Annotated in this window: 21 protein-coding genes; 3 read left to right on the forward strand and 18 right to left on the reverse strand. The window is 46.7% G+C overall.

Annotated elements, in window-relative coordinates; all coding sequences use genetic code 11:
* Positions 1–198 precede the first annotated feature (198 nt).
* Positions 199–1,071 carry a 4-hydroxy-3-methylbut-2-enyl diphosphate reductase gene (locus tag NC99_RS14985; RefSeq protein ID WP_053185326.1) on the reverse strand — a complete coding sequence of 291 codons (873 nt, stop codon included), beginning with the start codon at positions 1,069–1,071 and terminating at the stop codon, positions 199–201.
* A gap of 154 nt (positions 1,072–1,225) precedes the next feature.
* Entirely contained in the window at positions 1,226–1,939 is a 714-nt protein-coding gene (gene cmk / locus NC99_RS14990) for a (d)CMP kinase (RefSeq protein WP_053185329.1), read from the reverse strand.
* Positions 1,940–2,069: 130 nt separating this feature from the next.
* Between cmk and NC99_RS14995 the strand changes: the two genes are divergently transcribed.
* Complete coding sequence (locus NC99_RS14995) at positions 2,070–2,930, forward strand: hypothetical protein (RefSeq protein WP_053185332.1); 861 nt, start codon at positions 2,070–2,072, stop codon at positions 2,928–2,930.
* Here the strand turns inward: NC99_RS14995 and porQ are convergent.
* The 16 genes from porQ to NC99_RS15075 form a co-directional block, all read right to left on the reverse strand.
* A complete protein-coding gene (porQ, locus tag NC99_RS15000; RefSeq protein ID WP_053185335.1) occupies positions 2,927–3,949 on the reverse strand; it encodes a type IX secretion system protein PorQ in 1,023 nt (340 codons plus the stop codon). The two genes, NC99_RS14995 and porQ, sit on opposite strands and share 4 nt — an antisense overlap.
* Positions 3,950–4,057: 108 nt before the next feature.
* A complete protein-coding gene (locus tag NC99_RS15005; RefSeq protein ID WP_053185338.1) occupies positions 4,058–4,561 on the reverse strand; it encodes a YkgJ family cysteine cluster protein in 504 nt (167 codons plus the stop codon).
* A complete protein-coding gene (locus tag NC99_RS15010) occupies positions 4,533–5,450 on the reverse strand; it encodes a DMT family transporter (protein WP_053185341.1) in 918 nt (305 codons plus the stop codon). Before NC99_RS15010 ends, NC99_RS15005 begins: the two co-directional genes overlap by 29 nt.
* 59 nt (positions 5,451–5,509) lie before the next feature.
* Entirely contained in the window at positions 5,510–6,937 is a 1,428-nt protein-coding gene (locus NC99_RS15015; RefSeq protein WP_053185344.1) for a sodium:solute symporter family protein, read from the reverse strand.
* Positions 6,937–7,158, reverse strand: a complete 222-nt coding sequence (locus NC99_RS15020) for a hypothetical protein (RefSeq protein WP_053185347.1) — start codon at positions 7,156–7,158, stop codon at positions 6,937–6,939. The genes NC99_RS15015 and NC99_RS15020 overlap by 1 nt, the downstream gene beginning before the upstream one ends.
* Before the next feature lie 2 nt (positions 7,159–7,160).
* Complete coding sequence (locus NC99_RS15025; RefSeq protein WP_053185349.1) at positions 7,161–7,376, reverse strand: hypothetical protein; 216 nt, start codon at positions 7,374–7,376, stop codon at positions 7,161–7,163.
* Positions 7,376–8,236: a putative beta-lysine N-acetyltransferase gene (gene ablB / locus NC99_RS15030; protein WP_053185352.1), complete on the reverse strand. Its 861-nt coding sequence runs from the start codon at positions 8,234–8,236 to the stop codon at positions 7,376–7,378. The genes NC99_RS15025 and ablB overlap by 1 nt, the downstream gene beginning before the upstream one ends.
* A complete protein-coding gene (gene kamA / locus NC99_RS15035; protein WP_053185354.1) occupies positions 8,208–9,518 on the reverse strand; it encodes a lysine 2,3-aminomutase in 1,311 nt (436 codons plus the stop codon). The genes ablB and kamA overlap by 29 nt, the downstream gene beginning before the upstream one ends.
* 216 nt (positions 9,519–9,734) lie before the next feature.
* Positions 9,735–10,229, reverse strand: coding sequence for a MarR family winged helix-turn-helix transcriptional regulator (locus tag NC99_RS15040; protein ID WP_053185390.1), 495 nt, complete (start codon positions 10,227–10,229; stop codon positions 9,735–9,737).
* 133 nt (positions 10,230–10,362) lie between these two features.
* Entirely contained in the window at positions 10,363–10,983 is a 621-nt protein-coding gene (locus NC99_RS15045) for a carbonic anhydrase family protein (protein ID WP_053185356.1), read from the reverse strand.
* Complete coding sequence (locus tag NC99_RS15050; protein WP_053185359.1) at positions 10,983–11,942, reverse strand: L-threonylcarbamoyladenylate synthase; 960 nt, start codon at positions 11,940–11,942, stop codon at positions 10,983–10,985. The genes NC99_RS15045 and NC99_RS15050 overlap by 1 nt, the downstream gene beginning before the upstream one ends.
* 35 nt (positions 11,943–11,977) lie before the next feature.
* Complete coding sequence (locus tag NC99_RS15055) at positions 11,978–12,448, reverse strand: AIR carboxylase family protein (protein WP_053185361.1); 471 nt, start codon at positions 12,446–12,448, stop codon at positions 11,978–11,980.
* Positions 12,441–14,363 carry a DUF4914 family protein gene (locus NC99_RS15060; protein ID WP_053185363.1) on the reverse strand — a complete coding sequence of 641 codons (1,923 nt, stop codon included), beginning with the start codon at positions 14,361–14,363 and terminating at the stop codon, positions 12,441–12,443. The genes NC99_RS15055 and NC99_RS15060 overlap by 8 nt, the downstream gene beginning before the upstream one ends.
* Positions 14,364–14,731: 368 nt before the next feature.
* Entirely contained in the window at positions 14,732–15,283 is a 552-nt protein-coding gene (locus tag NC99_RS15065; RefSeq protein WP_053185368.1) for a helix-turn-helix domain-containing protein, read from the reverse strand.
* 148 nt (positions 15,284–15,431) lie between these two features.
* Positions 15,432–17,678 carry a type IA DNA topoisomerase gene (locus tag NC99_RS15070; protein ID WP_053185371.1) on the reverse strand — a complete coding sequence of 749 codons (2,247 nt, stop codon included), beginning with the start codon at positions 17,676–17,678 and terminating at the stop codon, positions 15,432–15,434.
* Positions 17,679–17,712: 34 nt separating this feature from the next.
* Positions 17,713–18,543, reverse strand: coding sequence for a CvfB family protein (locus NC99_RS15075; protein WP_053185374.1), 831 nt, complete (start codon positions 18,541–18,543; stop codon positions 17,713–17,715).
* Between the two features lie 223 nt (positions 18,544–18,766).
* Between NC99_RS15075 and NC99_RS15080 the strand changes: the two genes are divergently transcribed.
* Both NC99_RS15080 and NC99_RS15085 read left to right on the forward strand, forming a co-directional pair.
* Positions 18,767–19,864 carry a Gfo/Idh/MocA family protein gene (locus NC99_RS15080; RefSeq protein WP_053185378.1) on the forward strand — a complete coding sequence of 366 codons (1,098 nt, stop codon included), beginning with the start codon at positions 18,767–18,769 and terminating at the stop codon, positions 19,862–19,864.
* Positions 19,851–20,380: 4-alpha-glucanotransferase (locus NC99_RS15085; protein WP_193392004.1), on the forward strand; the 530-nt coding region annotated here is incomplete at its 3' end. The genes NC99_RS15080 and NC99_RS15085, both read left to right, overlap by 14 nt.

Below are 20,380 nucleotides of genomic sequence, written 5' to 3' on the forward strand. Positions count from 1 at the left end.
ACTCTTTTTCAGGAACATAATACACCGCACGTATAAAATTAGCGAATCGTGCAAGGCGAATCAAGGACATACAGTGTCTGACTGCCTGGAAAACAGACAGTCAATAATTTGACTCAGACTTAGTTGATTGATTGTCAACAGGAACGGTGGCGCGACAGCCTTGCCGACGCGAACCAATTTATATTCGATCTAAATAGATCAAAAGTTTGAATGGGATGAGTCGGTGACTTGAATTTTTTCGGCTACTTTTTCCATCAGCCATTTGGGCGTAGAAGTGGCGCCGCAAATACCGGCCGATTCTTTCCCTTCGAACCATTCCGGGTTCAGCTCTTCGGGTGAAGAAATAAAGTAGCTATTGGGGTTTTCCTTTTTGCAAACGTCGAACAGGAATTTCGCATTGGAACTTTTCTTTCCGCCAACAAAAATCAGGATGTCATGTTGTGTGGCAAATTCTCTCATTCGGGGAACCCGATTGGCCACTTGCCGGCAAATCGTATCTTTTACCACCAGCTTTTCGGTCGATTTTTGCCCGATCTTTCCGGCTAAATCATGAAACTGATCCAATGATTTGGTGGTTTGCGAAAACAGGTAAGCGGGTTTGTTTGGATTGACTTTCTGCAAGTCATCTTCATCTTCAACAATGATGGACTGGTTGTTGGTTTGCCCGTTCAAACCTGTCACTTCAGCGTGGCCTTTCTTTCCGAAAATAATGATTTGCCCGTCTTTTTGCTCCATTTCCTTGAACGCTTTTTTTACCCGCTGCTGTAGTTTGAGTACCACCGGGCAGGTGGCATCAACCAGCTCAATGTTGTTGGCTTTGGCGTATTCGTAGGTTTCCGGAGGTTCGCCATGCGCCCGTAGCAACACCTGACAATTTTTCAAGGTGAAGAAAGTTTCGCGGTCAATGGTAATCAGGCCAATGGCTTCCAGGCGCTTGACCTCCATGCCATTGTGCACAATGTCGCCCAGGCAGTAGAGCTTTCCTCCCTTGTCGAGCGTTTCTTCCGCTTTTGTGATGGCATTCACCACCCCAAAACAAAAACCTGATTTATGATCGATCTCTACTTTCACAGTTTATTTAAGTTCCAAGTTCCAAGTTCCAAGTTTCGAGTTTTGAGTTTCGTGTTTTTTGAATCGCTTGGTTTAAAACATTCGATTCACCCGAAATCTGCTTGCCCAGTAGCAAATATGTAATCGCCAATTACTAATCCCCAATAACCAATAACTAATCCCCAACTTCCATTCGCTCTTTCGCCTTCGTCAGTGCCCATTCCAGCTGTTCTTCACGGTTCAGGTAGCTGTTGTCCAGGATCAAGGCGTCATCGGCTTGTTTTAATGGGCTTTCTTTTCGGCCCGAATCAATGCGGTCGCGGTCTTCCACGTTTTTCAGAATATCCTCGAAGCTCATGGTTTGCCCTTTCGCTTTTAGCTCGTCGTAACGCCGTTGGGCACGCACTTCGGGGCTGGCAGTCATAAATATTTTCAGTTCGGCGTCAGGAAAAACTACCGTGCCAATGTCACGGCCATCCATCACAATGCCTTTGTTTTTACCCATCGCCTGCTGTTGTTGCACCATGGCTTCGCGCACTTCGCGAATGGTTGCTACCGGGCTCACATGGCTGGCAACAGGCAGCTGCCTGATTTCCTCTTCTACATTTGCGCCATTCAGAAAGGTTTCATTTTCGCCCGTCGTTTCATTTAACCTGAATTCAATGGTGATCTCGTCCAGACGAGCGATGAGTGCTTGTTCATTCACCTTCCCGTTTCCGGCTAGCTGATGACGCAAGGCAAAAAGCGTGACGGCCCGGTACATGGCACCGCTATCGAGGTAAATGTAGCCGAGCTGCTTGGCTAACTGTTTGGCAACCGTGCTTTTTCCGCAGGATGAGTGGCCGTCAATGGCAATGACAATCTTTTTGTTGTCCGTTGGTTGATTCATGAGCGCAAAGATATTGTTTTTCGACAGAACAGCAGATTTTTGGGTCTTATTTGTCAGGTCCGGTTGATTGGGAGAATGACACTTTCCATGGATATATGCGTATACCTGTTGTCACTCAAAAAAAATCACAATGAATAAACGATCATCGCTTTTTCTTTTGCTGGTTTTGCTTGTTTTGTCTTTGTCAACGCTTGCTCAGGATTCGAAAGAGCATGTTTTCTATCAGGTGGAAACCACCGACGGTAGCGTTTTTAAGGGGCGTTTGGTGTACGAAGATGAGACGAGTTTGAAGCTGGAATCTGAAACGCTGGGGGAGATTACGATCCCGCGGGTAAATGTCGTCCGGATTAAGACGCTGGGGAGCTATAAGAAAGTGGGGACAGCGTATTGGGCCGAGTACCCGCAGGATACGCGGTATTTTTGGGCTCCTACCGGCTATGGACTGCGAAAAGCTGAAGGCTACTATCAAAATGTTTGGATTTACTTTAACCAGATTGTTTATGGTGTCAGCGATCATTTTTCAATTGGATTGGGAACAATTCCCCTGGTTTTGTTCTTTGGAGAGTCGACACCGGTTTGGATTACGCCAAAAGTTTCGTTTGAGTTAGAAGAAGATAAAGTAAGCTTGGGATTTGGCGGTTTGTTTGGCGCTGTGTTGGGTGAAGATATTGGCTTCGGGATTCTTTACGGGGTGACGACTTTTGGCTCACGACAAAAAAACATCAGTTTTGGAATGGGTTGGGGATATGCTGACGAGGATTTTGCTTCATCCCCGGTGTTTAACGTGAGTGCGCTATATCGGCTTGGCCCGAAGGGATATCTACTATCCGAGAACTATTACTTTCCGGGGGACAGTGCTTTTGGCTTGCTCTCGTTGGGCGGGCGTAGCCTGTTGGGAAAAGTAGGGCTGGATTACGGCGGCGTCATTCCTCTTGGAGAAGATACAGGCGTGAATATCATTCCCTGGCTGGGAGTGACCGTTCCGTTTTAATGAAAACTTTCGTTTAAGTTGATGGCTACTGAAATGTGGTTGCTGCTTGCGGCCAGATGATAGCGGGCCGATCCGTAGTTGAAATGAAAACGGTTGACTTTGAATCCAAAACCCCACGAAAAGCCAACGGTTGAGGCTTTGTCGTCAAACAGGAGTTCTTGCCGGCGCTGGTAGTTGTAGCCAGCCCGAATGGACAGATTTTCTGACGGAAGCAGCTCCACGCCCAGCAACAGGTGACGCATAAACATTTTTCCAAACCCGTCTTCCTCAATCCTCGTTTCAAATCCCGAACTCACTTCCTCCGGCTGGGACAGTTTCCATTTTTGCAGGTGTTGCAGGGTGGCCGACAAGCGGAGTGGAGCATGCTCCAGCCGCTTCGAAAAACCCAGTTGAATGTCAAACGGAATAGACTCCCGTTCGGCGCCGTCATAATAAGTGGTGATTTGGGTGCCCATGTTTTTGAAAACCAAAGCCAGGTTGGTTAGCTGATCCAGGCTGGCGTAGCTCACTCCGGCATCCAAGGCAATTCCCAAAGATTGATAAGCTTCAAAAGAAGATAAAATGGGCTTCAAGGTAGCTCCCACGCGAAATCGGTTCACTTTTTTCGACCACAGGATATTCAGTGCGTATTCGGCGGCTTTGAAAGTCCCGCCTCGTTCGCCAAACTCATCGGCATAAATAAATTTGCCATAATTGATGTAGTGCATGCCCAATGCAAAAACGCCCAAATCGCCGTAATCTTGGGCGTACGAAGCATAGCCAAACTGAATATCATCGAAATAATTGACGTAGTTGACCAGCAGCTTGTTGTCCATGCTGGCATGCAGCAGCGCCGGGTTGTTATAGGCCACATTCAAATCGGCGGAGTCGTTAATGGCCACCTGGTTGCCTCCCAGCGCAGCCATGCGGGCCGAGTTGGGCAGGTTCAGAAATTCGTAGGTGGATTCACCTCCAATCTGGGCGCTAAGCCTGACTGTTGCGAAAAGGAATGCAATTAACAGGAGTTGTTTGGTTATCATCAGCCGATACCGGTTTGTTCATCAAACACCAAAGATATTTTTTTATTTTGATCAAGAGATGAATTTAGTGGATTTTCAAAGTTTTCTGTTTTGATCCTGATCGAGCAGCTACCAATCTCTTTTGGTGAGTTCGTCGGTGATGGCGTAAACCACGGGGCAAACTTCACAGTTTTTGTGCGTCAACTTCAATATTTGGTAAAAGCGTTTGCGGTCGGTGTGCGGGTATTCGCGGCAGGCACGCGGACGGTTTTCGTACACACAGCAGTAGTTGTCGCCCATAAGGAATGGGCAGGGTGTTTGCTGAAAAACGTAATCCTGGTCTTCATCCACATACAGGTATTGATTGATAAAATCGACCGTCTTCATTTTCTGGCTTTTGGCCAATCGCTCCGCATCTTTGTCGGTGACAATCGGGCTGATGCCGGAGCAGCAATTGGCACAGTCCAGGCAGTCAAACTGGTCGAAAGCTTCGTCGTGCAAAGCGTGAACAATGGCGTCGAGATTTTTCGGCTTTTTCTTTTTCAGTTTCTGAAACAAGACCGAAAACTCCTGCCGACGGTTGGCCGTCATTTGCCTGAGTTCGTCAGGTTTGTAGTACCGGATAGCTTCCATCTTTACGTTTTCTGCGTTTCAACTGGGCCAGGAACAGGCCGGCAATGACCACGGCAATTCCAGCCATTTTCTGGAGCGTAATTTCGTCACCCAAAATAAAAAAGGAGAAAAAGGCGACAAACACCGGAATCAGGTTGATGAACATGTTTGATTTGTTGATGCCGATGTGGCGGATGCTGTAGGTGAAAAAGATGAATCCGAGGATGGAGGCAAAGACTGCCAGCTTGACGATGGCCGCAAAAGCGGTGGGCGAAAAGGGTGTGGCCAAAGTGCCTTTGGCTTCGAACATCGCCCAAAAAGGCAAAAACATGAAGGCGCCAATCAGGTTTTGGTAGCTGATGATGGTGTATCCATTGTAAGTCGCCACCATTTTTTTCAGAATAACCGCATAGCCGATGGTTGACAATACCGCAATAAATTCAAGCCCAATACCCAGCGGCGATGCTGAAAGTCCGGTTGACAGGTCGAACACCACCAGGCTTACCCCGGCAAATGAAATGACCAGCCCGGCCAGGTTCGCACCACTGAGTTTTTCCTTGAAAAAATACCAGGCCGCAAATGGCGTGAACAGGGGAATGGTAGCGACAATAACCGCCGCAACGGTTGACGAAACGTACTTCAAACCAAAACTTTCGCCCATAAAATAGAGGAATGGCTCGAAAAACGACAACAACACCATCCAGCCCAAATCACTTTTTTTTACCTTCTGCAATTTCCCAATGGCTTTGGCAACGGCAAACATAATAGCCGCAGCCAAAGTTAGCCGGATAAGCACAACGGTCATGGGTTCGTAAGCCTCGTAAGCTACTTTGAACCATACGAACGAAAAGCTCCAAAAAAACATGGAGAGCAGCGCCGCCCCATAATATTGCACCCTTTTATTTTTCATGAAATCCCCGATAATTGAGCGGCAAAAATAGGGATTAGTTTGCGATTCTGAAATAGTTTTTAGCGGGGTGCCAGCCTTCGGTTTGTCAGCACTGAAATCAGCATGAAAACAACCAGCGAGCTGGAAATTCCAAAGATAATTGGATCCAATCCGAAAGGCAGTTCCGGGTTCAGGATGATCAGGCTGAGTGATGTGGCGCCGCCGGCAATCATCGACCAAAAAGCGGCTGCCGGATTGTTTTTTGTTTTGATGAGCGCTGCGATGACCGGAACAAACAGTCCTGAAACCATGAAGGTGTAGGAATGGAGCATCAATTCAAGCACATTGGGCATTTTCAGTGCAATGAATAAGGCTACGGTTCCCATTAAAAAAGTCAGGATTTGCGAAAAACGTAAGCTTGATCGGTGGTTGTGTCCACGAAAAATGTCGGTCAGCACATTGCCGGACGCCGCCATTAAGCAGCTGTCGGCTGTTGACATGATGGCAGAAAAATAGGCGGACAGCACGATTCCTGTCAGGCCAACCGGCAGCACGGTTTTTAGCAGCAGCGGCAAGCCCATTTCAGAGTCAATGGCGCTGCCTGCCGGAAATCCGGAGCCGGCCAGCATGCCGTTGTCAAAGGCTACTTTGGAAAGCAAACCCAGAATGACACCAGTAAAAGCCATAATCGGATACTCGAACAAGCCAGCGATAAACCAGGCGCGCTGGGCTGACTTAGGCGTTTTCGATGCATAAATCCGTTGGTAAAGCGTCATCCCGATAAACCAAATGGGAATGACAATGGCCATCCAGTTCAGGAACTGCTGCCAGCTAATGTTCGTCAGGCTCAGAAATGAAGCAGGCAAGGTGTGGCGAATGGTTTCGTAGCCGCCCACGGCATAATAGGAAAGGGGCAAAGCGACAAAAATTAATCCGCCCATCAGAATGATCCACTGAATGGTATCGGTATAAATCACTGCTTTTAATCCGCCAATGACCGTGTAAACCACGGCAATAATTCCCATCACCAGCAAGGCAGTGGTGAAATTAAGCGCCGGGAATGTGGCCGATGCCAGTTTGGCTCCGGCCAAAATTTGCGAACTGGTAAATCCCAGGTAGCCAATGGCGGAAATGATTCCGGCAATGAGTGCGACCTGTTTGCTGTAGCTGTTTTCAAGAAACTGGGGAAACGACAGCAGGTTTTGGCGTTGCGAAAGTTTGTGTACTTTGGGCACCAGAACAACAGCCGTCAGCCAGGCGCCAATTAAGCCGGAAAATAAAAGCCAACTGCCGGACAATCCCATCACAAATCCGAGTCCGCCCAAGCCGATGGAAAATCCGCCGCCAACGTCGGTTGCCACCACCGACAAGCCAATATGCAGGCTGCTCATTTTTCGTCCACCCACAAAGTAATCATCCGTATTTTTGTTGCGGCGCAGAAAGAAATAGCCCACGCCCAACATGAAGATGAGGTAGACCGTAAAAATGGTCAGATCAATCCAATGCATTATTTAAGGTCTACGTTGATGGTGTAATACGGCGCTTTTTCCGTGTTGCTCACCCATTCCTTGTCCAACAGCGAATTCAGGTATTCATGACCGCGCTGGTAGCTCAACTTTAGCTTCATCAGGATATCGCCCATCATGAATTTTTCGTTTTCACTGAGTAGTTTAATAATCTCTTTCTCTGTACTGTCTTCAATTTTGTTCAGTTCGATTTTTTCTCTCATTATTATTTTTGTTTATAAGGGGTTGCTGTTGCAGGAATTTCCCGTCCTTCTTCTGCGAGGTTGAACCGTTCGCAGTTTTTCCAACCTTTGTATCCGCGGTTGCAGAAAACATTTTTGATCAGGAAAGATGAAACCTTTTCGATCTTCAGCTCTTCCTGATATACCGGACAATCTTTGGCATAAGGACATAGTTTTCCCAAATGTCGTTGACTAATCATTATTCAATGGTTTTATAATACACGTTCATGCTTTCAATCTGGCCGGAAATGTTGGTGTTGTTTTTCAACAAACCCGAGAAGTGGTACCCGTGATTGATAAACGTTTTATTCATTCCCGGCGAATTTAACCGGGCAATGGTGTATAAGGTTTTATACTCTTTTTCTTTCAGTTTTTCTTCCATCAGCTTGAGTAGGAAGTAGGCCAGCTTGTGCCCGCGGTAGTCAGGCAATACGGCGAAGTCGGTCATTTCCGCGTTTTTGTTTTCCGCATCCACTTCGGCCGATGAAACACCGATCAATTGGTCCTGGTCCCAAACCCCGAAATAAATGACCGAGCCATCCTGCATGGTTTTATTGATGTATTCGGGATTGGTAACCGGAAACGGATAGGTGGCAAACACTTTTCCGAATATTTTCGACATTTCTGCGGCGTGTTCCGGTTTCGCCAGGCCTAAGTCGAAACGATCGTCGAGTGCAACGCCATTATTGTTGGGGGCTTCATTCAACAAATTGGCCAGGGTGTTGAGCGCCTCGTTTGGGCTGGCGTTTCGTTCGTCGCTTAAAAATTTCGACATGAAAAACACATCGTCCTCACCTTTGTAAAAGGCCGGAATAAAAGCTTCCTGCGTAAATCCATCCTGCAAAAACACGGGTTGGGCAGCAGCCGGAATTTTGGCGATGATTTTTGTATAGCCGTTTTTCCGGGCCAGCTCGTTCAACTTTTGGGTTATGTTTGCGCGGTCATTCGGATCGTATTTCAGCAGGAAAATGCGGTTGTTGAATTTTCCGTGATGTACCAGCGAATGACCAATTTTCTCTATCAAATCCATTTTATTCCTCTCTTCGGTTATAGCGTTCATTATTCTCCGGAATTAAAGAAATGGAATCATTCGAGTCGGCCAGAAGCCGTTCAATTCCGAGCGCTTCAATTTCTTCGCTTCCTTCCAGCTTTAAGTCCAAGGTGCAATTTTCGCAATCCCGGTCGCAAAAAATATTTTCGTAGTGATTGGGTTCCTTGTAGGTTGTGATGACGCCTTCGTAGTTGCGCAGCACCACTTTGTGTGTTGACCACGAAATGATGTAGTTAGGCATGACGGGTATTTTTCCGCCTCCACCCGGAGCATCAATGACGTAGGTTGGGCGCGCAAAACCACTGGTATGACCAATCAGGCTTTCCATTATTTCGATGCCCTTGCCAATGGGCGTGCGGAAATGCGAAAGTCCTTCTGATAAATCGCACTGGTACAAGTAGTAGGGCCGCACGCGGTTTTGTACGAGTTTGTGCACCAGGTTTTTTATGATCCGCGGACAATCATTGACATTGGCCAGCAGCACACTTTGGTTGCCCAGCGGGAAGCCTCCGTCGGCCAATTTCGTAAGGGCCTCCTTGGCTGAAGTGGTGATTTCACGGGGATGGTTAAAGTGTGTATTGATCCAAAGTGGTTGGTATTTTTTCAGAATTTTGACCAGATCGTCGGTAATTCGGTAGGGTAAAACAACCGGCATTCTTGTTCCTATGCGAACAACTTCGACATGAGGAATGGCGGTTAGTTGGGCCAGCAGCCAGTCTATTTTGCTGTCGGGCAGCATGAACGGGTCGCCACCGGAAAGCAATACGTCGCGCACTTGCGGCGTACGTTTAATGTAGTCAATACCTTTTTGAAGCTGTTCTTTGGAAGGAACAAAATCGATGTCGCCAACTTTTCTTTTGCGGGTGCAATGGCGGCAATACATGGCGCAGACGTTACTGACATGAAACAGAACCCGGTCGGGATAGCGGTGGGTGATGCCTTCTTCGGGGCTGTCGCTGTCTTCCGAAAGCGGATCCGCCAAGTCCGTGTCCAAAACATTCAGTTCCTGGATATTGGCAAATGACTGTTTAAAAACCGGGTCATGCTCGTAATTTTCTTTCGAGATTAACGAAGCATAATAGGGGGTAATGGAAAGTGGAAATTTTTCGGTGGTCTTCCTTAGTTTTTCCTTTTCCGATGTACTGAAACTAATTCCAGTCAGCGTTTCAAATTGTTCCACGGTGCTGATCGAGTTTTTCAGCTGCCACTTCCAATCGTTCCAGTTCGACAGGGTCGATGTTTTGTTGATTTTGGTCGCGATCGCTTGTTGTGCGCCATTAAAAATTCCCATAGTTGAAGTATTGGTTTCTATAGGAACAAAAATACGCTTTTAACCGTCAATAGCCAAATGCAAGACAGCCACAAGGGTTTGACTTGATTTAAAATTAACAGATAACCGACTTGGTAATTAGTGTATTGCCGTTAGCTGTAAAAATCATGCAAAAGTGAAAAATGACAGCAGAAAATAATGTGGAATCCAGAATGAGTCTGAAAGGATCGATTTGGATTAGCGATCAGTTGCTTTCATTTCTTCAATGGGGTCATCGCTGGTGAGCATGGGCGAAGCTTCCAACTGGCCAATATCAAGCAGGTTCACCAGCGTTTGCAGGCTCTCCTGAATCTGATGCAGTTTTACGTTTGGCAATGCTTGCAGCTTTTCGGTCAGCCGGTCGTGTAAAAGCGGTGGAATGCGGTTCAGCAGTTCAGATCCTTTTGATGTCAGGGCAATGTTCACGACACGTTTGTCGCCCTGTTTGGGGAGTCGGGCCAGGAAGCCCTTGATTTCAAGCCGATCGATAATTCCACTTGTCGTGCTGGAGTTCAGGTTCAGGAAGCGGCGAATTTCGCCTTGGGTAGACTGATAGTTCTTTGACGCATGCAAATAGCTCAAACACAGAATTTGCGGAATGCTCACGCCGTATTCTTTTTGTATCTTTTTGGATTCCAGGTTGATGGACCGGACAATTTTCCGGATGGTAATTAGTATTTCAGTCGTATCCATGCTTTTTTGTTTCGGTACGACAAAAATAGCTGAGTTTTTGAAATTTCCAAAAGCAGCAAGCTCAGGCGTTTTTGCTATCGCAGCGGGATTTGCGGTCGCAAATAAGTTGGGGTTGAACGCTTTTTCAGTGCAATCAGAAAAAGGAAACGATTCCGGTTTCAACATCATAAATGCCACCCACGATGATGATTTTACCGTCTTTTTCCAAATCGGAAAGAATCGGGCTTTGCTGGCGTATTTGGTTGATGGTGAGCTGCACATTGATTTCGCTGACTCGATTTACGAAGGTCAGGTTTTGGCCATTTCTTTCCGAGCTCATTGTCGTTTCGCTTTCAATAGCCGGTTTAATTTTTTGCAGGAGCCCGGTGATGTGTCCCAGTTTAACCTGATCGCAAGCACTGATTACTGCGCCACACCGGGTGTGTCCCAGCACGACAATGATTTTCGAATTGGCCACTCCGCAGGCATATTCCATGCTTCCCAAAATGTCATCGTTCAGTACGTTGCCGGCAATACGAATGCTGAAAATATCGCCAAGGCCCTGGTCGAAAATCAATTCAGCCGAGGTTCTTGAGTCAATACAACTTAAAATGGTGGCAAAGGGAAACTGGCCTTCTGAGGTTTGATTGACTTGCATGAGCAGGTTCCGGTTCACTTTAAGGTTTTTCAAAAACCTGACGTTGCCTTCTTTTAAAAACTCCAGCGCTTGCTGTGGCGTAATTTTATCCTGCGTTTCTTTGGTATGTGCCCACATTATGTTCTCTCTTGATATTTGTATACTGCTTTTTTTATCCTGTCCATGATGGCGATGCCCAAACCTGATTCAACAACAGGTTCAATAAATATTTGTTTAACCATTGCATCGTCTTCCATCCTATGAAGTGCTGAAAATAAATTGGCCGCGATTTCCAGCTGGTTGTATGTTTTTGAAGTATAGACCAGTTTGTCACAATTCGTGTGAAGTTCTTTTTGTCCGTGCAAAATGAGGCCGGACGAATCAGGAAGCCGCACGTTTGTCCGATCGTAAATGTACAAGGGTTTGTTTGGCGAATAGTGGCTTTTTAGCAAGCCGGGAGCCACCAGTTTTTCTGGCTTTTTGTCGTTGAATACAAACACGCCGGGCAGCGCTTTTTCAATATCATTCAGGCTGATTTTTCCCGGGCGAAGCAAGGTGCAAACGTTTCCTTCAACGGACACGATGGTGGATTCAATACCTACGGTGGTTGTTCCGCCATCCAGAATGTAATCCACGTCAGGTAGCTGTTTTCTGACATGCTCTGCAGTTACCGGGCTCAGCTGCCCAAATTTGTTCGCGCTAGGTGCCGCAATCGGACATTTTGCCATCCGGATCAGGTTCAGTGCCAGCTCGTGGTCAGGCATGCGAATACCGACAGTTGGTAATCCGGATGTGACAATGTCGGGGACCAGTTTGCTTTTTGGCAGAACCAGGGTTAGTGGTCCGGGCCAAAACTTTTCGGCCAATTGCATCACCGCGTCCGAGGGCTCGTCAGTCAGCGCTTTCAGGTCGTCAAGCGAGGCAATATGCACAATGAGCGGATCGAATGACGGCCGCTCTTTCAATTGAAAAATTTTAGCAACAGCTACGGAATTAAGCGTGTTGGCGCCTAATCCGTAAACTGTTTCTGTTGGAAATGAAACGAGACCGCCCGCGTTGATGATTCGGGCAGCTTCTTTCAATTGTTGGATATTCATTTCTGTTGGTATTCTTTGTCCTCTAAACAGGCCTTTTACCCTTGCAGAGCCTGATCTGCTTCTTCGAGTGCAACCCGTTTTTTGTTTTGATATTCAGAAATTTTTGACTGAATCTCAGGGTTGGATAGGCCCAAGATTTTTGCTGCGGCCAGCGCTGCATTTTCGGGGCTTAGCACGGTTAAGGGGGCCACTCCCGACGGCATGCGCACGCTTGAATACAAGTCGCCTCCTCCAAATTTGTCGCTGTAAGGCGGACAGGCAATGACCGGGCAGTGCGTTTGCGCATCGGTAAATCCGCTAAGTGCATTGCTCATTCCTGCAATGGTGATGAACACCACATTTTCCTTTTCGTATGCTTTGATTAACTCGTAGCATTTCAACGGCACTTTGTGTGCTGATGCAATTCTGGAAACGTTGCTGATTTCAAAACCATCAAGCACTTTGCTGATTTGGTTGGCCCAATCGAGGTCGGCTTTTGAGCCCATAATAATTACTACTTTACTCATTGTCGTTCGTTATTAAGAATGAATATTGGTAATCCATAGGAATAATGGACAGGTATTCGTCAACACCCGCTCCGGACAAACAGGCATCAATGATTTGTTTTCCGGTTTCAGACAGCTCGGGTGTCTGGTATTTTTTCAACTCTGTTCTGAAAAAATCATACAGCATCTCAGCTCCTGCATCGTAGCCTTTCGTTTCTACTTCGGCTTGCTGATGCACCTGAAGAAAGCGAGCCGGTATTTTGGCGCCTTCAATGGTCAGGTAATTCAGCTCAAAACCGAGGAGCGGGCAGCGTGCATTTTGGTATTGGTCGCTGCGGAGTTTGGCATTTCCTCTGCGGGTCAAGTATTCGCGCATCAGTAACTGTGGCTTGAAGCCCACCTTCCAGGCACCGATATGTTGGTTGGGCACCAGCGTATAACGCATGCGGGGAGTCTGAAGAATCTGCTCCAGCAAAAGATTGGCGTGTGTCACCATTTTTCCGGTGGCAAAAGGCCAATAAGAACCAACGCCTTCGCTTCCCATTCCTCCGCCGTCAACAATGCTGGGATTGGCGTGTCCGCGCGGCGAAACGAGTCGCCACAGCCATGCCAAAGCCGGTGGCAAAATGTGAAATAGTCCGATGATTCCGTAGGTCGGGTCTTCTTTTGTGCAAGGAGGAGTCCGAACCCCAAAACTCCGGATATCAACTGTAACCGGCTTATTCACCACATTGGGCACAATGGCTCTTGGCACAACCACCCGAGGGTTTGGGCATTTCTTGCCGGGTGCGTCTTCGGTATGGTCCCAGACCAAAGCGGTGCAATCGGGTTTCGATTTTATATTCAGGAATAAAAGCGGATCTTTTGGCTTGATTGTCAGTTTCTCAAGAAATGGATCATCTCCGTAATCGTTAATGCTGTCGACCCGGATAAACCACGCATTTTCAGCATCGAGAACCGTTAACTTGCCATTGTTTTTTTGAATGGACGGCGGACACAGAGCCATGTCATCAGTTACCGGGTTGAACGAACAGAAAATCGGAAAGTTGATCAGTCGTTTTTCACCCGTTTTAATGTTTTCGCCAATTTGAACTTGTCCGTTGGGTTCACGCACAATGTTTTGGAGCATCTCACTTTTGCCACCACCACTGGCGCCTTCGTGCATGAATGTGGTGACATTGTCGTAGGGGCTAACCACTTGAACGGTTGAGCAGTGAGCCGTGATCCAGCCTTCTTTTTCTCCTTTGGTCAACAAGGCTCCATAAAGTCCCTTTTTTGCGCTTGGACCCGGGTAAAGGTTGTAGGAAAAAATCTCGTGCAAATCGTCTGAGCGCTTGTGCACAACCACTTGCTTTCCATTGAAATGGGTGTGTCGGAAGGTTGGCGCTACGTAGATCGCAGAGTCAATGGAAAATCCTTCGGGCAATTCGTTGACCGGAATAATTTGCTGGAGCATGGCCAGCCCCATGGCAAAAAAACCGGCATTGGCAGGAGCTACGGCAATACCTCCCGAACCAATCTGGTCGCGGCCTGCGAAGTAGAAAAACACCGCTAAATCCTGCTCCTGAAGCCAGTTGATAGTTTCTTGTCTTAGCGAGTCGAAATCGTAACCAAACTTATCAGAAAAACGCTCTTTGTCGCTTGGCAGATCATCGGCAATGGCCATGGTGTCGGGATCTCTTCGTCGCATGTAGGCTTCGGTGTAATTTGCTGAAATTCCGTTGCTCACTTTGTGAACGACTGCTTCGGAAACTTCACCTTTGCCGGGAATATTGTATTTAACCTCAAAACTTTTCTGGTCGCCATCAACTGCTGCTGTTGCCAACTGTTTAACTGTGTCGAAGGTGTTATAGGACTTACAGTTTTTTAGAATCATCTGTACATCCGATGGAAGGGTGATTTTTTTGTTGTCAAGGATGTTTAATAAATCGCACATAAATTTCACTTTTAAATGAATTGTCAATGAATTTTGGTTTTTCTTTATCCAATTACTCCTGAACGCGGAGGCCAGAACCTAGCACAGCATCATTCCATGTATATTTTCGAAAACATGGAGCCTTTGCTCTGGTATTTACTTGCAAAATAGATTGCGAACTCTCCAAGCTAATGATTCGGCGAAAGCGATTTCTTTATTGTTGGGCGACTGTGAGGCAAAAAAAAACGATGTTTTCCCACCGATTTGTTTTTGCAACTTGATTTCTGTTTCGGGTGTGTCGGTTTATCTTTCCCCATCTCATTATTTCGACGGCAAAGATATAAAAACTACTTAAAAAATAAAGTGGTACTTAATTTCCAGAAATAGACTTAGAAGTTGGGCGGGGATTGGATCCACAGCAGTTCGCTAATGCCGCTGTGGCTGTTAATGGCGTCGTGCGGGGTTTTGGCATTGAAGTAGATGTTGTCGCCGGGTTTTAGCACATAGCTTTTTCCGTCCAGGTCGAATCGGACTTCGCCTGAGAGTAAATGGCAAAAAACCTGGCCATAAGAGTTGGTGAAAAAGCCTTCAATGCCCGATGTTCGGGCAAAGCGCACCAAGTAGGTATCCATTTGTTTATTGGCATCGTGATGCGACAACAGGTAGATCATGGTGCCGGATTGGTTTTGGTCGATGTATTTGATGTCTTTGCGGCTGACTACCGGATTGTTAACAAGCGATTCGTTTTCGCCGATAAGTTCTCCAACCGTTGTGTGCAGGTTTTCAGCAATCGATTTGAGGGTTAAAATGGAAGGAAACGATTTGGATTTTTCGATTTGGGAAAGGGCACTAGAGCTAACTCCTACTTTTCCAGCGAGTTCGTTCAAATGAAGATTCAAAAGTTCCCTTTTCTTTCTAATTCGTTCTCCAATGCGATTCATGTTGTTGGTTTTGTTCGAGGCAAAGTTATAAAATTATTAAGTATTACTTCATTTTTTCTTTGAGTCCGAATTTCTTACTGGATGAAGTTGGTTCGGAACCAACCGGAAGCCATGTTCGATTGCCGATCAAGCCTGTTCTGCAGTAAACTCATTTGGCTTTTGCTTCAATTTCGAAGGGCACACGGAAAGCACAAGCTTTATAGTTGGAACAGCCCCAGGCAGTTTTGCCTTTCAGTATTCTGCCAGTGTCGCATTTGGGACAAGTGGGTTCGTCTTTTATTTCAGGTTGAAGCTGGATGGCCTGATCTTCATGCAATACCAAACGCCCGTCAAGTTTCAGCTTTTCGTAGTTGAATCCTTTGATTAACGGAGATTTACCTTTACTGATGAGCGCCTCGATTTGTTTGTCGGTTAGTTTCTTCCCAAACCATTTAAACGGCACTTTGAAGTGGCAGCCATTGTTCCATTCAGAGCATCCCCATGCAGCTTTCCCTTTCAGCAGTTTTCCTTTTTTACATTTCGGACAAATCGATTCGTTGGCCGGTTTGTCCATTTTCTTCTTTGCCCCTTTTCCCTTCGCCTTCGCCTGTTCCTTTGCCTTTGCCTCCGGATCTTCCAGGATGGTGATTTCTTTTTTCTTCGAATTTTTTACCTGCCAGATGACTTCGGTGACCATGTTTTTTAGTTCGGCCATAAACTGGGCGATGTCCAGCTCTCCAGATTCGATTTGACGGAGCTTCCGTTCCCACATGCCCGTGAGCTCAGCCGATTTGAGCAAGTCATTTTCGATGGTGTTGATCAAATCCACTCCAGTTGGCGTTGCTACCAGTCGCTTGCGTTCCTTTTGAATGTAGCGCCTTCGGAACAGCGTTTCGATGATGTTGGCGCGGGTTGATGGCCGTCCGATGCCGTTTTCTTTCATCAGCTCGCGGAGTTCATCGTCATCCATGTTTTTTCCGGCGGTTTCCATGGCACGCAGCAAAGTCGCCTCGGTGTAATAGTTGGGCGGCTGGGTTTGCTTTTCCTGCAATTCGGGTTGGTGTGGGCCGTGCTCACCGGTGGTAAATACCGGCAGAATATTATCGTCGGATTGGCCCGCTTTTTTGTCGTTTTGAAAGACCGCACGCCAGCCTGGCTTTAGAATTTGCTTGCCGTTGGCCTTAAACTGGTGCTGTTCAATGTTGGCTTCAATGGTGGTGTTGGCAATTTCGCAATCGGGGTAAAAAACGGCAATAAAGCGTTTGGTAACCATATCGTACACTTTACGTTCCGATTCGGTCAGATCAATCCGGTAAACACCGGTTGGAATAATGGCATGGTGATCGGTGATTTTCTTGTTGTCGAATACTTTTTTCGATTTGCGAATTTTCCCTCCGCTCAGCACCGGCTGGGTCAGGTTTTCATAGCCTTTCAATGCTTTCAGTGTACCAGGCACTTTTTTGTAAATATCATCGGACAAAAACGTGGTGTCAACGCGCGGGTAGGTGGTGACTTTCTTTTCGTAAAGTGCCTGAATCGTGCGCAAGGTTTCGTCAGCACTTAGGTTTAGCTTGCGGTTGCATTCCACCTGCAGCGAGGTGAGGTCGAACAAACGCGGCGGGTGTTCCTTGCTGTTCTTCTTTTCAATTTTCCCGATAAAAAGATCCTTGTCCGAAATTTCCTGCAACACGATTTCGGCTTTTTCTTTTTTCTGAAAGCGTCCGGAGGTGTAGGAAAAAGTGGCTTCGCGATAAAGGGTTTTGATTTCCCAAAAAGGTTCGGGTTTGAAATTGTCAATTTCCTGCTGGCGGTTCACAATCAGGGCGAGGGTGGGGGTTTGCACCCGGCCAATGGAAAGCACCTGCTTGTTTTGTCCGTACTTGAGCGTGTATAATCGGGTGGCGTTCATTCCCAAAAGCCAGTCGCCAATGGCACGGGCGCTTCCGGCTTCGTACAGTTTGTCAAATTCGTTGCCAGGCAGCAGCTTTTCAAATCCCTCGCGGATGGCTTCTTCGGTGAGCGAAGAAATCCATAGCCGCTTGATTGGTGCCTTGTTGCCGGCTTTGGTTAGTACCCAGCGCTGAATCAGTTCTCCCTCCTGTCCGGCATCCCCACAGTTAATGATTTCGTCGGCTTTAGAGATCAGTCGTTCCAGAATTGAAAACTGCTTTTTCACACCCGAATCGTCCATAACCTTTATTCCAAAACGTTTGGGGATCATGGGCAGCTCGTGGATGTTCCAGTATTTCCAGCGGGTGGTGTAGTCGTGCGGTTCCTTCAGTGTACACAAATGTCCAAATGTCCAGCTCACCTGGTAACCATTTCCTTCAAAATAGCCATCATGGCGGGATTTTGCTCCAATAATTTGTGCAATTTCTTTTGCTACACTTGGTTTTTCTGCAATGCAAACTTTCATGGAAAGTGATCGGTTGTCGGTTTTCAGTTGTCGGTTAAAGCATTCGGATTCCGTTTTCTTCGATGCTGATTAACCGTTGTTTATACAATGAGCCGATAGCTTTTTTAAAATTCTTTTTGCTGATGTGTAAGTTGCTTTTAATTAGCTCGGGCGAACTTTTGTCGGTTAACGAAAGAAATCCGCTGTTGGCAGCCAGCTTGTTGAGGATGGACTGTGAGATGTCGTCAATTTTTTCGTAGCCTTCTTTTTCGAGTGACAAGTCAATCTTTTCATCTTCGCGAATGTTTTTGATGAAGCCTTTCAGCCTTTGCCCGGTTGCAAGTGGTTGAAAAACTTCATTTTTATAGATCATTCCCCAGTGACTGTTGTCGATGATCGCTTTGAATCCCAAGTCGGTTTGTCCGGCAATAATCAGGTCCACTTCTTCGCCCACTTCATAATCAACCGGAATGTTGTCCACGCACTTATCCAGTTTCGAAGTGGCGACAATACGCTGGCTTTCATCGTCCAGGTAAACATACACCAGATAGGACTTTCCAGCCTCCATACGTTGCTGCTGCTCGCGAAATGGGACCAGCAAATCCTTGGGCAATCCCCAATCCAGAAAGGCGCCTACAGGGGTGACCGAAACGACGGTTAGCAGTGCAAAATCGCCCACCATTGCTTTGGGTTTTTCGTTGGTTGCCAACAGCCGGTCTTCCGAATCGAGGTAAATAAACACCTCCAGCGTATCTCCCGGTTTGCATCCTTCAGGCACGTAGCGTTTGGGCATCAGGATTTCGCCATGCGGGCCGCCATCAAGATAAATACCAAAATCTACTTCTTTTACAACCTCCAGTTCGTTGATTAAGCCAATTGCTGCCATTGTTTTTCAGTTTTTTAGTCGTGTGCTTTTGCTGTTCTGAGATCGTCTTCTTTCTTCGGATTTTAAAACAGGGACAAACGATCTCCAAAATTTCTGACTATTTTGTTATCGGGCAAAGGTACGTTTTCGGAGGAAATATTGATAACAAGCCACCGATTTAATAGGAAAAGGAAAACGGTTCGGGAGAAAAGGCTTATTTTTGACGCTCAAACTGGAAATGCTTATGTCAACAGTTAAAATTGGATTTTTAGGCGCTGGCGGAATTGCCAAGGCACATGCTTTTGCATTGAATTCGCTGCGGTATTTTTATTCGAACACGCCGCAGGTGGTTTTTGAGTCGGTATGCTCGCAGCAGCCGGAGAGTCGTCAACAGTTTGCTGAAAGCTATGGGTTTCGGCAAGCTCAGTCGTTTGATGATTTTGTGCAGAATGAAGCAATTGATACGGTGCTGATTTTGGGACCGAACAAGGTGCACGCCGATCATTTGAAAGCGGTGGCGAACATGCCGAATGTGAAACGAATTTACCTTGAAAAGCCCGTTTGTTCGAGCTTGCAGGAAGAAAAGGATTTGGCTGAATTGGCCCTCGATGGCCGGAAAGTTCAGGTTGGATTTCAGTATTTACAAACCGCTTCGGTGCGCGAAGCCATTGACTTTTGGAAGTCGGGCAAACTGGGAAAACCCATTCATTTCGATTTAAAATACTACCACGGCGATTATTTACAGAAAAGTTATCGCGACAAACGGCAGACACGTTTAACACCTGCACCCGATGGAGGCGCTATGGCCGATTTGGGTTCGCATGGTATCAGTTTGCTGTTGGCTTTTTTGGGCGAAAAGCTCGAAATTACAAGCGCTTTGCAGGGCGGACATTTTGCGGATGTTCCTGACGATTCGGACTTGTTTTCACTGATTTCGCTTGTTGACCGAAAGACCCGGGCGGTTGGTAACCTGTCGGCCAGTCGCATCAGTTCAGGAACCGGTGATTTGGTTCAGCTTGAAATTTATGCTGAAAAAGGAACTTTACGTTATTCTTCACACCGGGCCGAGTCGTTCGAATACTTTTTGGAAGATACGCGGCAATGGGTAACTCAACCTGTTGGAAGTCACTATCAGCCCATCAGCAGTTTTCCTTCGGGACATGTGCCGCCGGGCTGGTTGCGCTCCATGATCCATGGTCATTACCTGTTTTTGGGTGGTCAGGATGAAAAAGCTTTTGTGCCCGATTTGAAACATGGACTGGAAGTTCAGCGTCTGGTTCGCGAAACAGCTACCCATCTGGATTTCTACCGAAAACAACTGGCAAAGTATGGTGAGAAGTAGTGGGATCTTAGTACATATCAGTTCACTGCCCGGAAAATACGGGATTGGAAGCATGGGGGATGATGCTTTTGCTTTCGTGGATTTCCTGAAGGAAACCGGACAGAAATATTGGCAGATTTTGCCGCTTGGGCCAACGGGTTACGGCAACTCGCCCTACCAAAGTTATTCGGCTTTTGCCGGAAGCGATTTGTTGATCAGCTTGGATAAACTGGTTGAGGACCGCTTGTTGAAGACTGAAGAGTTAACTGATTTAATGCATTTCTCGGAGCGCAAAGTTGAATACGAGAAGATTGGATTTTTGAAAAGTAATCTGTTGAAGAAAGCTTTTGGGCGTTTTAATACCAATTTTGATGATTTTAAGGACGCTTATTATAATTTTTTGGGTGAGCATTCGTGGTGGCTCGATGATTATGCTTTGTTTCAGGCCTTGAAGGAATATAACCTGGATGTGGTTTGGAACAAGTGGAAAACGGAGTACAGAAATCGGGATGTGCATACGCTCGATAAGGCTCATTT

Source organism: Sunxiuqinia dokdonensis (assembly GCF_001270965.1).
Lineage (GTDB): Bacteria > Bacteroidota > Bacteroidia > Bacteroidales > Prolixibacteraceae > Sunxiuqinia > Sunxiuqinia dokdonensis.